Origin of the sequence: Enterobacter sp. BNK-13, from assembly GCF_048685015.1 — a bacterium.
GTDB lineage: Bacteria > Pseudomonadota > Gammaproteobacteria > Enterobacterales > Enterobacteriaceae > Enterobacter > Enterobacter quasiroggenkampii.
In genome coordinates this window covers 2,465,373-2,480,338 of record NZ_JBLQTP010000001.1, presented here as the reverse complement: position 1 = coordinate 2,480,338, position 14,966 = coordinate 2,465,373, and the positions used below count along the sequence as shown (strand labels likewise).

The 14,966-nt window shown below is 54.7% G+C and carries 14 protein-coding genes; 8 read left to right on the top strand and 6 right to left on the bottom strand.

All coding sequences use genetic code 11. The features are described from left to right. Window positions 1–7: 7 nt before the first annotated feature. The 4 genes from ACMGGQ_RS11980 to yebS form a co-directional block, all read right to left on the bottom strand. Complete coding sequence (locus ACMGGQ_RS11980) at window positions 8–247, bottom strand: YebV family protein (protein WP_008500472.1); 240 nt, start codon at window positions 245–247, stop codon at window positions 8–10. A 106-nt stretch (window positions 248–353) separates the two neighbouring features. Beyond that, window positions 354–1,796: a 16S rRNA (cytosine(1407)-C(5))-methyltransferase RsmF gene (rsmF, locus tag ACMGGQ_RS11975; protein WP_420290078.1), complete on the bottom strand. Its 1,443-nt coding sequence runs from the start codon at window positions 1,794–1,796 to the stop codon at window positions 354–356. 77 nt (window positions 1,797–1,873) lie between these two features. Continuing rightward, window positions 1,874–4,507 (bottom strand): PqiB family protein, encoded by a 2,634-nt coding sequence (locus ACMGGQ_RS11970; RefSeq protein ID WP_045908226.1) that lies wholly within the window; start codon window positions 4,505–4,507, stop codon window positions 1,874–1,876. Continuing rightward, on the bottom strand, window positions 4,476–5,759 hold the full coding sequence (gene yebS / locus ACMGGQ_RS11965) for a membrane integrity lipid transport subunit YebS (RefSeq protein ID WP_045908227.1): 1,284 nt from the start codon (window positions 5,757–5,759) through the stop codon (window positions 4,476–4,478). Before yebS ends, ACMGGQ_RS11970 begins: the two co-directional genes overlap by 32 nt. Window positions 5,760–5,891: 132 nt before the next feature. On the opposite strand from yebS, the gene ACMGGQ_RS11960 reads away from it, so the two are divergent. The 4 genes from ACMGGQ_RS11960 (at window position 5,892) to htpX (ending at window position 10,315) form a co-directional block, all read left to right on the top strand. Then, the gene (locus tag ACMGGQ_RS11960; protein WP_008500476.1) at window positions 5,892–6,389 is read left to right on the top strand and encodes a GAF domain-containing protein; all 498 of its coding nucleotides are present in this window, start codon (window positions 5,892–5,894) and stop codon (window positions 6,387–6,389) included. A 96-nt stretch (window positions 6,390–6,485) separates the two neighbouring features. Beyond that, window positions 6,486–7,172 (top strand): RNA chaperone ProQ, encoded by a 687-nt coding sequence (gene proQ / locus ACMGGQ_RS11955; protein WP_014884292.1) that lies wholly within the window; start codon window positions 6,486–6,488, stop codon window positions 7,170–7,172. Window positions 7,173–7,191: 19 nt separating this feature from the next. Continuing rightward, window positions 7,192–9,240, top strand: a complete 2,049-nt coding sequence (gene prc / locus ACMGGQ_RS11950) for a carboxy terminal-processing peptidase (protein WP_025910096.1) — start codon at window positions 7,192–7,194, stop codon at window positions 9,238–9,240. A 193-nt stretch (window positions 9,241–9,433) separates the two neighbouring features. Then, complete coding sequence (gene htpX / locus ACMGGQ_RS11945; RefSeq protein WP_014884290.1) at window positions 9,434–10,315, top strand: protease HtpX; 882 nt, start codon at window positions 9,434–9,436, stop codon at window positions 10,313–10,315. Window positions 10,316–10,365: 50 nt separating this feature from the next. Here htpX and ACMGGQ_RS11940 read toward each other — a convergent pair whose 3' ends face one another. Beyond that, window positions 10,366–11,739, bottom strand: coding sequence for an MFS transporter (locus ACMGGQ_RS11940; RefSeq protein ID WP_420290077.1), 1,374 nt, complete (start codon window positions 11,737–11,739; stop codon window positions 10,366–10,368). A gap of 178 nt (window positions 11,740–11,917) precedes the next feature. Between ACMGGQ_RS11940 and kdgR the strand changes: the two genes are divergently transcribed. Then, window positions 11,918–12,709, top strand: coding sequence for a DNA-binding transcriptional regulator KdgR (gene kdgR / locus ACMGGQ_RS11935; protein WP_048029440.1), 792 nt, complete (start codon window positions 11,918–11,920; stop codon window positions 12,707–12,709). Between the two features lie 66 nt (window positions 12,710–12,775). On the opposite strand, the gene ACMGGQ_RS11930 is transcribed toward kdgR, so the two are convergent. Continuing rightward, entirely contained in the window at window positions 12,776–13,015 is a 240-nt protein-coding gene (locus tag ACMGGQ_RS11930; protein WP_420290568.1) for a YobH family protein, read from the bottom strand. Between the two features lie 161 nt (window positions 13,016–13,176). On the opposite strand from ACMGGQ_RS11930, the gene mgrB reads away from it, so the two are divergent. The 3 genes from mgrB to ACMGGQ_RS11915 all read left to right on the top strand — a co-directional run bounded on the left by mgrB (window position 13,177) and on the right by ACMGGQ_RS11915 (window position 14,698). Continuing rightward, the gene (mgrB, locus tag ACMGGQ_RS11925; RefSeq protein ID WP_006175995.1) at window positions 13,177–13,320 is read left to right on the top strand and encodes a PhoP/PhoQ regulator MgrB; all 144 of its coding nucleotides are present in this window, start codon (window positions 13,177–13,179) and stop codon (window positions 13,318–13,320) included. A 74-nt stretch (window positions 13,321–13,394) separates the two neighbouring features. Further along, on the top strand, window positions 13,395–13,685 hold the full coding sequence (locus ACMGGQ_RS11920; RefSeq protein ID WP_024909723.1) for a YebO family protein: 291 nt from the start codon (window positions 13,395–13,397) through the stop codon (window positions 13,683–13,685). A 23-nt stretch (window positions 13,686–13,708) separates the two neighbouring features. Then, a complete protein-coding gene (locus ACMGGQ_RS11915; protein WP_420290076.1) occupies window positions 13,709–14,698 on the top strand; it encodes an MBL fold metallo-hydrolase in 990 nt (329 codons plus the stop codon). The last annotated feature ends 268 nt before the right edge of the window (window positions 14,699–14,966 follow it).

The window sequence follows — 14,966 nt, the reverse complement described above, 5'->3', positions numbered from 1 at the left end:
CTTTAGGTCAGGCAAGACGCATGACCCAGGCATCGGTTTTACTATCGTAATGCTCACGGTAAAGGACTGAGTGTTCGCCATCAAGTATTGCCGGGACGCTGGTGTCTGCATCCCATGCATCGAGCTGCATGCACAAATCCGGGTCGGATTTGCAGGGAATACTTAACGTTCGATCGCCTTGTGCTTCGCCGCGCAGCTCTGCGTCGTCGATTTCGAAAGCGCCAATACGCACGCTGGTTTTCGTCATAGTGCTCTCCGGGTCGGTTGTCAAAATCTGGTATGACCAGTGCGGCCACCCATTTTTGATCGTAGACAAGGAGAGCAAAATCGCCAGTAAAAAAATGCGCTTTTTTTCAGGCCATGCGATCGTTACCGGTAAACAGCCGTCCATCGCGAACCAGCTCGCGCGGATAGCTGTTTTTCAGTCGTGAACCGACTTTTTTTGCCAGCCCGAGCGGGTATCCCTGATACGTCACGATCACTTCATCGCCTGATGGCGTGCTGTCAGGATAGACATCGCGACCACGATACCACTCTTCGGCTTCCTGATGCGTCAGGGCAAAGGCATTTTCGTGCCCGGCAAGGGCGATGACGGCCTCATGCTGCCAGCGATAGCCTTTATTATGCACTTCCGCCAGGCGGATCCCGATTCGGGAAAAACGGACCTTTCCGATGAGCGGTTCGATCTCAGCCGGGAACAGCCATACCTCTTTATCACGGATCCAGAGGTGCAGGCTCTCATCCCAGGCCAGGCCAACTTTTTCGGCGGCGGCGACAAGCTGTGCTGCATCGCGACCTTTGAGGGGGACAAACGGGAAGTTGCCGACCTTGAATTTAGGTGCGGGCAGGGGAGCAACCGCCTGTGTTTTACGCAGACGTGCCACAAAGAAGCCTTCGCAGTCGTAAATCTGTGGGAACACATGAAGGAAACCCTCAGGGGTGACCGCCTCCTGTGCTGAGGCAAACAGATCGTTAAGCGGCAGGAATTCGACCGCATCCGGGTATTGCGCTTTCAGCCACAAACAGACGTCTTCGTTTTCATCGCGGTTTAAGGTGCACGTTGAATAGACCAGTGTGCCGCCTGGGCGCAGGGCATGGAATGCGCTCTCGATCAGCTCCCGCTGCGTGGCGGCGATCTCAAGGTTGCTTTCCACGGACCAGTTCTTTAACGCATCGGGATCTTTACGCACCACCCCTTCGCCGGAGCAGGGGGCGTCCAGCAGGATGGCGTCGAAGGCTTCCGGCAAGGCGGCGCCAAACACGCGCCCGTCGAAGTGCGTCAGGGCAACATTATGAATACCGCAGCGGCTGATGTTGGCATGCAACACCTTCACGCGGCTGGCGGAAAACTCGTTGGCGAGGATCGCACCGCGGTTACCCAGGCGGGCTGCAATTTGCGTGGTTTTTGAGCCAGGCGCCGCGGCCACATCCATCACGCGATCGGGCGCGTTGCCCTCTGCGAACAGGGCAGCCACCGGCAGCATCGAGCTGGCTTCCTGGATATAGAACAGGCCGCTCAGATGTTCAGCGGTGCTTCCCAGCGGCACGGCGTCTTCGTCATCGCGCTCGATCCAGAACCCCTCAGCGCACCACGGTACCGGCGTAAGCTGCCAGCTGTAGGGCGCGACCAGCGCCAGAAAATCCTCTACGCTGATTTTCAGCGTATTGACGCGAATACTCCGGCGTAACGGACGCTGGCAGGCGGCGATAAAATCGTCTAACGACAGGTGAGAAGGAAGCGCCTCGCGCATCTGCGCCAGGAATTGTTCAGGAAGAAATACGGAGTTTTGAGCCACGGGCACACCACAGGGAAAAGTTCAGGTGCGCAGTGTAACATAAAGGCCCCGGTGCGTTGACACCGGAGCCTTGCAGATTAACGCGGCAGGGCGGTTCCCCATTCGCGCCACTCTTTCGGTTCGCTTTCGAGCAGCAGGAAGTGTTTACCCGGCTGCGCTTTCGGCGCCAGCGGCGTTCCCGGCGGCGTGGCAAAGGCAATGCCACCGCGAATGAACTGGTTGAAGGTGCCGGTTTTCACCACGCCTCCCGTCAGGCCAAAGTCCAGCGAATAGCCGGATGCCAGCCAGAATACCGAGTTATTACGTACCAGGTGCTGGTAGCGTTCACTGATGCGCAACGCCACCATTACGCGGTCGGAGAGCGTACCGAGCGTCAGGCCCGTGACCGTACCTACTTCAATACCGCGGAACAGTACAGGGGTGCCGATGCTCAGCGAGCCCGCTTCCGGCACTTCCACCACGATGCTCAGGCCACCAAGGTAGCGCGAGTCGGTGATCGTGGCTTCCTGCAGCTCGAAATCACGACGGGCATTGCCCTGGCCGGGCTCCACGTTGATGTACGGCTGCAAAATGGTATCGAGATGCTCAACGCCTGCGGCCGAGATCTGCGGCGTGACTACCGAGAAGCGCGTACCTGTACGGGCAAAGGTCTGCACATATTCCGGGTAAAGTACGGCGGTGGCCTGCACCTCGTTACGCGAGGTGATCAGCGTCAGCTTCTGGATCTGCCCGATATCAATACCCAGATAGCGGATGGGCATGCCTTCCGCCAGCTTACCGGCGTCAAATGCGTGGAGGGTAATCTGCCCCCCCACGGCGCGGGCGGCGGTCTCGGACGGGAAGAGAATACGTTTATCGCCCTTGCGCAGATTCGCGCCCGCACCGCTGAGGTTATCGAAGCTAATCGCCCCCCGCAGCGCGCGTGACAGCGGAGAGGCCTGCACGGTCAGTCCGTTGCCGTTAAGCTGAACTTTCGCGCCGCCTTCGGCCCAGAAGACGCTGTTTGGCGTCAGCAGCTTGCGGTACTCCGGCTTGATGTGCAGTTCGATATCAAAGGCGTCGGCACGCGGGCGTACGGTAATCACTTCCCCGACTTCAAACTTGCGATACAGCACCACGGAGCCCGCCTGAACGTCCGGCAGGGTCTCGGCGCTTAACGTCAGCGTGGTGGTAGGAAGATCGCTCAGGCTGTTTTCAATCGCTTTCTCCAGGTTGGCATACAGCGGGTAGCTGTCGCGCACGGGGCCTTTATCCCCCGGTAAAATGCGGATACCGCCGTTGACCCATTCGCTGGCGCTGGCACCGAGAAACTCCACGCCGTCCAGACCCACCTTCACGTCGACGCGACTGTTCACCACGAATTTACTGTCACCGTGCACCAGGTCTCTGTATTGCGGGTCGATGGCGACGGAGAATTGCACCCCATCCGCGGAGAGCTTGCGCTCCAGCACCTGTCCCACCTGCACGCCGTGCAAAATCAACGGCTGACCGGCTTCAATCCCATAGCTTTCAGGCGCATTCAGGGTAACCGTCACCACACCCGGTTTTTGCAACAGAGCTTTATCCGCCGGGGCAATCACGAAGCTGTTGCTGGGCTGACCTTCACCCGGGATCAGCTCAAAGGTATTGCCGGTCAACAGCGTGCTGAGGCTGGTATCGTTCAGGGAGATCTTTGGACTGCGCATTTCGATGCGCGTTTTCTCGCGCAGGAGATCGACCACGCTCGGATCGACCGTCATTTCGCCGGTGACCGACCCGCCCGGGTTGAGCGTCATTTTGGTGAGCTGGCCGACCTGCAGACCCTGATACATCAGCGGCGTTGAACCCGCTTTTAGCCCCTTAGCATCGGGCAGGGCAAGTTTGACGATCACGCCGCGCTGGCTGTGCGCCAGGTCGGCGTACAATCCGAACGTGTCATCAGCGGTGGCTGGGCTTGAGTTTTCCGGGGAGTCAAAGGCAATGGCGCCGTTCACCAGGGCGGCCAGACTTTCCAGCTTCACTTTCGCACCGCTCAGGCTGAGGTCGGCATCCACGCCGGAGACGTTCCAGAAGCGGCTGCCCTTTTTCACCAGATTGGTGAAGCGACGCTCGATCAGCACATCAATAGTGACGCCCTGTTTGTTCGGGTTAATCGAGTAATCGTACACGCGGCCCACCGGGATCTTACGGAAATAGACCAGGGAGCCACTGTTCAGGGAACCGAGGTCCGGCGCCTGGAGATGAATCATCAAATCGCCGTTATTGAGGCGGTATTTGGGCTGCGTATCCAGAGCCACAAAGTGATCCTGCGGCTCGCCTTTGCCCGGCATCATGCCGATATAGTTACCGCCCACGAGCGCATCCAGCCCGGACACGCCGGCCAGAGAGGCTTTTGGCGTCACCAGCCAGAACTGCGTTTCGCTGCGCAGGGCATCCTGCATGTCAGATTTGATACTGACCCGCACCTGAATCTTGTTCAGCCCTTTTCCAAGGGAGATATCCTGCACCGTACCGACCTCAACCCCCTGGAAGCGAACGGGCGTTCGTCCGGCGACGATGCCGTCGGCGGTCTGGAAATCAATGGTGACGGTACTCCCGCGATCTTCATAGCTTGTCCAGATAAGCCAGCCTGCAATCATCAGGGCGATGACGGGCAGCAACCAGAATGGCGAAATGCGGCGTTTTGTTTTAATTCTCGCTTCAGTCGGCGAAGCGGGGGTTTCCTGACTCATGTGCATCCCAAAGTAAGCGGCTATCCAGCCATTCCACAGCAAGAATAGTCAATATCACCGCAGAGCCGAAATAAAAAGCCGCGGGTCCCATAGTAAAAGCAAGTAACTGATCGCGATTGATGAGCGACATCATCAGCGAAATCACGAACAAATCTAACATTGACCAGCGGCCAATCCAGGTGACGAATCGCAGAAGCAGAATGCGGGTCCGTAAACCTTGTTCACACTTTAAGTGAATGCTGATGAGCAGGGTAATCATCACTACCACTTTGGTAAAGGGAACCAGGATACTGGCAATAAAGACGATCGCCGCCACCCCGACATTGCTGTGCGCAAGGGAGATAATTCCGGAGAGGATAGTATCCTCCTGGCGTCCGCCATTCACGTAAATGATGGAAATCGGAAGCATATTGGCGGGGATCAGGAACACCAGGGAGGCGATCAGCGCGGCCCAGCATTTTTGCAGGCTGTTGTTGCGCCGCAGCCGTAATGGAATGTGGCACCGCGGGCAGCGTCCGCGCGGGTCGGGCAACCCGGTATAGTGGCAACCCAGACAGACGCGCAGATTTTCATCGGGGCGCGTGGCGGGGCGCTGAGGGTAAAAACGCTCCCAGAGCTGCTCAACGTTCAGGTGGATCAGCGTCAGGATGCTCAGCAACACCAGACAGATGAAAGCAAAGAGTCCAATGCCGGGCTGCAAAAAGGCGTAGTCCTGGACTTTTATGGACGCAACGCCCACGCCGACCAGATAAATATCCAGCATGACCCACTCTTTGAGCTTATCCAGCATCAGCAGCACCGGGCGAAGGTTCATGCCAAGAATATTGCCAAACCAGAGATAGGCAATGGCGGCAACCAGCACCAGCGGTGCGCCCACGGTGCAGAACAGCACCATCGCGGCAGTAATCGGATCGCCCTGACGGGTCATCTGCCAGATACCCTGCAGCACGTTAGCATCAATGCGCACGCCAAGCAGATAGAGCTTCAGCAGCGGTTCGCTCCAGGCGAAGGGCATCAGCAGCAGCATGGTGACGGCCATGGCGGCGAGGCGGGTCAACGACCAGTCGCGGCCATCGCGAATTTTGGCGTCGCAGCGGGGACAGAAGGCACTTTGGTGCGATTTCATCTTCGGCAACATAAAAAGCGTATCGCACTGGGGGCAACGCTGATAATGTGCACGAGGCAAAGCTTCGCTTACCGTATGGACAGTTATCTTTCTTGTCGGCGTAATTTTGGTTGTTTTTAAGGCCATCAGCTGCGCACAAATAAGTATTGTTGAAAGTTATAATAACTCATGAACGGATTCATCTTGAGCATGAGCGCATTTAATGCTTATTTTAATAGGCTATGCGGTAATTTTGTAAGACAACTAAGTGATTGAATAATGAACAAAACAGAATTCTACGCGGATCTGAACCGCGATTTTAAGGCATTGATGGCGGGTGAGACCAGCTTCTTAGCCACTCTGGCAAATACTAGCGCATTGCTGTTTGAACGTCTCTCTGACGTAAACTGGGCGGGCTTTTACCTTCTGGAAGGTGAAACGCTGGTGCTCGGTCCGTTCCAGGGAAAGCTGGCGTGCGTGCGTATCCCGGTTGGGCGTGGCGTATGCGGCACGGCGGTGGCCGAGAATCAGGTCCAGCGTGTGGAAGACGTTCATGCGTTTGACGGACACATTGCCTGTGATGCTGCCAGTAATTCTGAAATCGTTCTGCCGCTGGTGGTCAAAAATCAGATTATTGGCGTTCTGGACATCGACAGTACGGTCTTCAGTCGCTTTACAACCGAGGACGAACAGGGGCTGCGCGAGCTGGTGGCGAATCTGGAAAACGTACTCGCAGCAACCGATTATCAAAAATTCTTTGCGAGCGTCGCAGGATAATCAACGGATAACGTAGCATTTACTGATAGCGTCATTATAATGACGCCTGTTCATGCCTGCGCTTGTTGGCAACGTCCGTTGTAATCAGGAAATTTCATGGAAAATCAACCTAAGTTGAATAGCAGTAAAGAAGTTATCGCATTTCTGGCCGAGCGTTTCCCGCAGTGCTTCAGCGCGGAAGGCGAAGCTCGTCCCCTGAAAGTCGGTATTTTTCAGGATCTGGTGGCACGTGTTGAAGGGGAAATGAACCTCAGCAAAACTCAGCTGCGTTCCGCCTTACGTCTTTATACTTCGAGCTGGCGTTATCTGTACGGTATCAAACCTGGCGCGACTCGCGTGGATCTCGACGGCAACCCTTGCGGTGAGCTGGACGAGCAGCACGTTGAGCATGCGCGCAAGCAGCTGGAAGAAGCCAAAGCACGCGTTCAGGCACAACGTGCGGAACAGCAAGCGAAAAAACGCGAAGCCGCCGCGGCAAACGGCCAGGAAGAAGCGCCTCGTCGTGAGCGTAAACCACGCCCTGCGCCGCGTCGTCACGATAATAACGATCGCAAACCGCGTGCAGACAAACCAGCAGCAAAAGCCCCGCGTGCGCCTCGTGAAGAGCCGCGCCATACGCCGGTTTCTGACATTAACGCCCTGAGCGTCGGTCAGGCACTGAAGGTAAAAGCGGGTAACAATGCTATGGACGCCACCGTACTGGAAATCACCAAAGATGGCGTTCGTGTACAGCTGACTTCTGGTATGTCAATGATTGTACGCGCAGAACACTTGTTGTTCTGAAACGGAGGCCAAGCCTGGCATGAACACTTTTTTTAAGCTCACCGCGCTGGCGGGTCTGTTTGCTATAACAGGTCACGCTTTTGCAGTGGACGATATCACGCGTGTTGATCAAATTCCGGTTCTCAAGGAAGAGACGCAGCACGCGACGGTGAGCGAGCGCGTGACCTCACGTTTCACCCGTTCGCACTATCGTCAGTTCGATCTCGATCAGGCCTTTTCGGCCAAAATCTTTGACCGCTATCTGAACTTGCTGGATTACAGCCATAACGTTTTGCTCGCCAGCGATGTCGAGCAGTTCGCTAAGCGAAAATCCGAGGTGGGTGACGAGTTGCGTTCAGGCAAGCTGGATCTGTTCTACGATCTCTACAACCTGTCGCAAAAGCGCCGCTTCGAACGCTATCAGTACGCGCTGAAAGTGCTGGAACGTCCAATGGACTTCACCGGCAACGACACCTTCAATCTGGACCGCAGCAAAGCGCCCTGGCCAAAAGATGAAGCCGAGCTGAATGCGCTGTGGGACGGCAAAGTTAAATACGACGAACTGAGCCTTAAGCTCACCGGCAAAGACGAAAAAGAGATCCGTGACACGCTGACGCGTCGTTACAAATTTGCCATTCGTCGCCTGGCCCAGACCAACAGTGAGGATGTCTTCTCGCTGGCCATGACGGCCTTTGCGCACGAAATCGATCCGCACACCAACTATCTCTCACCACGCAACACCGAACAGTTCAATACCGAGATGAGCCTGTCTCTGGAAGGTATCGGCGCGGTGCTGCAGATGGACGATGATTACACGGTGATCAATTCGATGGTCGCGGGTGGCCCGGCATCTAAAAGCAAAGCGATTAGCGTTGGCGATCGTATTGTGGGTGTGGGACAAACCGGCCAGAACATGGTCGACGTGATCGGCTGGCGTCTTGATGACGTGGTTGCGCTGATCAAAGGTCCGAAAGGCAGCAAGGTTCGTCTGGAAATTCTGCCAGCCGGAAAAGGCACCAAAACCCGTATCGTTACCCTGACCCGTGAGCGTATCCGTCTGGAAGACCGCGCGGTGAAAATGTCGGTGAAAACCGTGGGTAAAGAGAAGGTGGGCGTCCTGGATATTCCTGGCTTCTACGTCGGCCTGACTGACGATGTGAAAGTTCAGCTGCAGAAGCTTGAAAAGCAGAACGTCAGCAGCATCATCATCGACCTGCGCAGTAACGGCGGCGGGGCGCTGACGGAAGCGGTTTCTCTCTCTGGCCTGTTCATCCCATCTGGCCCGGTGGTTCAGGTGCGCGATAACAACGGTAAAGTGCGCGAAGATGCGGACAATGACGGTGTGGTCTACTACAAAGGCCCGCTGGTTGTTCTCGTTGACCGCTTCAGCGCTTCCGCGTCTGAGATCTTTGCCGCAGCCATGCAGGACTACGGCCGCGCGCTGATCGTCGGTGAGCCAACCTTCGGGAAAGGCACTGTTCAGCAGTACCGCTCTCTGAATCGTATTTACGATCAGATGCTGCGTCCGGAATGGCCTGCGCTGGGCTCGGTTCAGTACACCATTCAGAAATTCTACCGCGTAAATGGCGGCAGTACGCAGCGTAAGGGCGTCACGCCGGACATCATCATGCCGACTGGCACTCAGGAGACGGAAACCGGCGAGAAGTTTGAAGATAACGCGTTGCCGTGGGACAGCATCAATGCCGCGACCTACGTGAAAGCGGGTGATATGACGCAGTTTGGCCCTGAGTTGCTGAAGGCGCATAACGACCGCATCGCGAAAGATCCGGAGTTCCAGTACATCATGAAGGACATTGCGCGATTCAATGCTCTGAAGGATAAGCGGAATATTGTTTCTCTGAACTACGCTCAGCGTGAAAAAGAGAACAACGAAGACGATGCAACCCGCCTGGCGCGTATCAACGATCGCTTCAAGCGTGAAGGCAAGCCTCTGCTCAAGAAACTGGACGATCTGCCAAAAGATTACCAGGAGCCGGATCCGTATCTCGACGAGACGGTGCATATCGCTCTCGACCTGGCGAATCAGGAAAAAGAGAAACCTGCCGTACAGCCCGCTCCGGCAAAATAACCTCCCAACAGGCACAAGACATTGTGCCTGTTTCTTTTTGTACTTTATCCTTCCGTCAGCCAGATTTTCAATTGTGTAAAGTTGTGTCTTTCTGGTGACTTACGCCCTCAGGATGCTTGAAAATAGCCGCAATACCCATACGATGTGGGTAATCGCATAGTGCGTTTTGTTAAACTGAGGTAAAAAGAAAATTATGATGCGAATCGCGCTCTTCCTGCTCACCAACCTGGCGGTGATGGTGGTTTTCGGGCTCGTGCTAAGCCTGACAGGAATTCAGTCGAGCAGCGTTCAGGGTCTGTTGATTATGGCGCTGCTGTTTGGTTTTGGTGGCTCGTTCATCTCCCTGCTGATGTCGAAGTGGATGGCACTGAAATCGGTAGGGGGTGAGGTCATTGAGCAACCCCGTAACGATATGGAACAGTGGCTGATGAATACGGTGGCTCAGCAGTCCCGTCAGGCCGGGATCGCCATGCCGCAGGTGGCCATTTACCATGCTCCGGATATCAACGCGTTCGCCACGGGGGCCCGTCGCGATGCGTCACTGGTTGCTGTCAGCACCGGACTGCTGCAGAACATGAGCCGTGACGAAGCCGAAGCGGTTATCGCCCACGAAATTAGCCATATCGCTAACGGTGACATGGTGACCATGACCCTGATTCAGGGCGTGGTAAACACCTTCGTGATCTTTATCTCCCGTATTCTGGCGCAGATTGCCGCGGGCTTCATGGGCGGCAACCGCGACGAAGGCGAAGAGAGCAACGGCAACCCGCTGATCTATTTTGCTGTGTCGATGGTTCTGGAACTGGTATTCGGTATTCTGGCGAGCATCATCACCATGTGGTTCTCTCGTCACCGTGAATTCCACGCGGATGCCGGCTCTGCGAAGCTGGTTGGTCGTGAGAAGATGATTGCCGCGCTGCAGCGTCTCAAAACCTCCTACGAGCCGCAGGAAGCGAACAGCATGATGGCCTTCTGCATTAACGGTAAATCCAAATCGCTGAGCGAGCTGTTTATGTCTCACCCGCCGCTGGATAAGCGTATTGAAGCGCTGCGCAGTGGGGAATACCTGAAGTAACGCAACAAAACACAAAAAGCCGGGCGGGAGAACACTCCGCCCGGCTTTTTTTATGCCTGAACCCTGGGCTGGGTCACCCGCAGGCCACTGACGACCGCCGCGAGGGTGGCAAGGGCGCCTGCGGTGAGGAGCGCAAGGTGGTTACCGTTTTGTCCGGCAAGGTTAAACATCAGGGCGACCAGTGCCGCACCGCTGCTTTGGCCCAGCAGACGCGCGGTTCCCAGCATACCGCTTGCCCCACCGCTGCGATGCCGTGGTGCTGAGGTGATAATGGTGTGATTATTGGGGGACTGGAACAGGCCAAACCCTGCGCCGCAGAGGATCATGCGCCAGATGATGTCCAGATCCGAAGGCGACGAGGGCAACAATGCTAACGCGAAAAGGCCTGTCGCCATCACCGTCAGCCCCAAAGCGCCCAATAAACCGGCATGAACGCGTTCAATTAAATAACCTGCCAGCGGTGCCATCACCATCGTCGCCAGCGGCCAGGGGGTGAGCAGCAGCCCGGTTTCCACTTCTGAACGGCCAACTACGCTCTGCAGAAAGAAGGGCAGGGAGACCAGAGCCAGCATCTGGGCGCAGAACGAGCAGACAGACGTGCAGATGGAGAGCGAAAAGAGGGGAATACGCAGCAGGTCAACGGGCAGCAAAGGAACTGGCAGGGTGAGCTGGCGGCGTACAAAGAAGAAGCCGATCGCCAGCAGGGCGATGAGCTCCGCGGCGGTAATCATCAGAGATTGTCCCTGCGCAAAGCCGCTCAGCGCCGTAATCAACAGGCCGAAAGTCAGGGCATTCATCACCGCACTTGCCACGTCGAAGCGTGGCATGCTGCTTTTGGGACCGTTAGCGGGAAGAAAGCGCAGGGCAAAAAAGATGGCGACGACACCCAGCGGCACGTTAATGGCGAACAGCCATTGCCATGACGCAACGGAGAGGATCGCCGCCGCAATCGTTGGCCCGGCGGCAGAAGAGACGGCGACAATAAACGAGTTTATCCCCATTCCGCGCCCCAGATGACGCTGCGGATAAATTAAGCGGATCAGCGCCGTGTTTACGCTCATGAGCGCCGCGCCGCCAAAACCCTGCGCAATACGCGCAAGCGTCAGGGTATGCAGTGAATCTGAAAGGGCACAGAGCAGGGAGGTTAAAGTGAAAACCACCAGGCCGCACTGATATACCCGGCGGTAGCCGAACATATCGCCGAGGAAAGAGAACGAGAGCAGTGACACCACAATCGCAATCTGGTAGGCGTTAACAATCCAAATCGAACTGGCGGGTGAGGCATGCAGGTCGCTGGCGATGGTTGGCAGGGCAACGTTTGCAATCGCGCCGTCAAGGACGGCCATTGAGATACCGATAATGATGGTCGCTATTGCGCCATACCGTTGGGGTAATGGCAGGCCATCAGAAAGATTCTTTTCCATCAGGAGTAAAAAGCTCAGCGTGAAATTATTCTCAGGGTAACTATTTTAGCATTGTTACAGCCGCGATATGTCGCAGATTTGTAACGAAGTAAACGCGGATTGATTGCAGGTGACATGACGGGAACTTATAATAAAAACCGGTTCTGATTTTTATAAAACACTCGCTATGAGGTGGTAAATGGCTATTGCGGATTTGGATAAACAGCCAGATTCTGTTTCTTCCGTGCTGAAGGTGTTTGGCATCTTACAGGCGCTTGGAGAAGAGCGTGAAATAGGTATTACAGAGCTGTCGCAGCGCGTGATGATGTCAAAAAGCACCGTTTATCGCTTTTTGCAAACCATGAAGTCGCTGGGTTACGTTGCGCAGGAAGGCGAATCTGAAAAGTATTCTCTGACGCTTAAGCTGTTTGAATTGGGTGCGCGTGCGCTACAAAATGTTGACCTGATCCGCAGCGCTGACATTCAGATGCGCGAAATCTCTCGCCTGACCAAAGAGACCATTCATCTCGGTGCCCTGGATGAAGACAGCATCGTTTACATCCATAAAATCGACTCCATGTACAATCTGCGCATGTATTCGCGGATTGGTCGCCGCAACCCGCTCTACAGTACCGCCATTGGTAAAGTTCTGCTGGCGTGGCGCGATCGCGAGGAAGTGAAGCAGATCCTCGAAGGCGTGGAATACAAACGCAGCACGGAACGAACCATTACCAGCACGGATGCGCTGCTGACGGTGCTTGACCGCGTGCGCGAGCAGGGATATGGCGAAGATAACGAAGAGCAGGAAGAGGGGCTGCGCTGCATCGGCGTTCCGGTATTTGACCGCTTTGGCGTTGTAATCGCGGGCTTGAGTATCTCCTTCCCAACCTTACGCTTCTCCGAAGAGCGTCTGCATGAGTATGTGGCTATTCTGCACACTGCGGCACGGAAAATTTCTGAACAGATGGGATATCACGACTACCCGTTTTAATCCCTGCTGGTAGAGAAAAACGCCGCATCTGATGCGGCGTTTTTTGTATGTCATTCACCAGGCTGATTAGCCATTATCAATCACGACGGATGTTTTACGCAGTACAGGGCAGTGGGTTAAGCCAACGATCCCGCTGTCAGTATGCAGATACTGGGCAGTGCTAATTCCCTGTGCTGTGAGGTATTTACACTGAATGCCTAGCCCGGCTGCGTTTTCGGTGCTCCCCACGAGCACGCCATAGCCCGTTAACAGAAGGCCAATCCAGACAAGGGCCAGTGCAATAATTGTTCGAATGATGAATCGCATCATTACCTCTTTTATCGTTGTTATCGTAATGCTAGCGTAAAGCGTTTACGCGATGAAACAAGTGCAGGATTCTGAAAAAAAACGCGATGGAGGCACAGTTAGTCCTTGTTTAAGATAAGCGTGATAATCTCGTTACATCAGGTCCTTAGACGGAGTGTGGAGTGAAAAAAATACGCTGGGTAATTCTGATTATCGTGCTGATAGCGTGCGTGGTGTTATGGACGCAGACGATCAATGTGATGTGCGATCAGGATGTACAGTTTTTTAGCGGCGTTTGCGCAATAAACAAGTTTATTCCGTGGTAATAGACATTTTTTCTCAACGTGATTTCCTTCCTTCGCGCCAGTGGTAAAATAGACGTTTTTATTGAGGTGGTGAAATGGGTGAGTTACTGAATTCAGGGCTGCTGAATATAGCATCCCTGATGATTTCTTTGGTGGTTCTGCTTGTGGGGCTGGTCATCTGGTTTTTCGTGAACCGCGCCAGTTCCCGTACTAACGAGCAGATCGAACTGCTGGAAGCGCTGCTCGATCAGCAAAAACGTCAGAATGCGCTGCTACGCCGTCTGTGTGAGGCTAACGAACCGGAAGAGAAAGACGCGCCGAAAGACGCGGTCGCTGAAGATAACAAAGACGAAGACGACTTTATCCGCCTGGTGGCTGAGCGTTAATCTTTTTGTCCTGGGAGGTGGCTGTGGTCTGGAAAAATCCCTGGTATGATCCCTCCCTGAAACATCACACCCCAAACGGTTTTTGTAATACCGATCCTGTCGGACATCAACCCGGCGACCTTGACCGTTGGCGTAAAGCGCGTAAAGAGGCCGGATTACCGAAGCCGCCTGCGCTGGGTTATGAAGACTTTATCCGCCAGTGGTGGCAACCGGTTGAGCTTACGCAACCTCAGGAAGATGGGGTATGGTGGCTCGGACACGCGAGCGTGTTGCTGCAGTTGGACGGCAATGTCATCCTTACCGATCCGGTGTTTTCTCGACGCGCTTCTCCGCTGCCTTTCCTGGGACCCCAGCGTAAGACACCCCCCGTACTGTCTGTCGAGCAACTTCATCAGCTGGATGCGGTCGTCATTTCCCATAATCATTACGATCATCTTGATGACGCAACCCTTCGCCGAATCCTCAAACGCTTTCCCGACGTCAGTATTTTTGTTCCGTTGGGCCTCGCCGACTGGTTTCGTCGCCGGGGAGCAAAACACGTGGTCGAACTCGACTGGTGGCAGAGTTTCACCTGGCAGGGGATGACGCTGACCGCCGTACCGGCACAGCACTGGAGCATGCGCACGCCATGGAACCGCAATCGTTCCTTATGGTGCGGCTGGGTGATGGAAGGACGACATCACCGCTTCTGGTTCAGCGGTGATACCGGTTATTCACCTGAGCTGCTGTTAATTCCTGAACGCCTGGGCCAGATAGATGCCGCCGCGTTACCGATTGGTGCCTATGCCCCACGATGGTTCATGGCTGTCCATCATATGGATCCGCAATCTGCGGTGGCATTGTGGCAGCAGCTGGGCTCACCTCTGGCGTTCCCTATTCACTGGGGCGTGTTCGAACTGGCAGATGAATCCTTAGATGAACCTGTGCAGGAGTTAACTCACGCACTCGATAATTTAGCACCAGTTAACCATTCTTTCAGGATACTGAAAATTGGTGAATATTTATCCTTATAAACGAAGCGATAAATTGTTGCATATATTGTTGATGTAAAGGCGCGCAGGAATGTTTTATTTTTATCGAAACGTTTTGCTTGCCTTCTTTTGATGCAGAGTCATAAAAATTTCATTATTTTGGTGCATAACGCTGTTTATTCGCTGGTGCATTTTAATACAGCTGGGCGCGGGTTATTAACACTGTTTTTTCTCTGAAACAATTTGGTCGCGTTACAATGATTTAAGCATAAGTTTTCACAAATTGTTCTAACTCAATCAAGACGTAAGA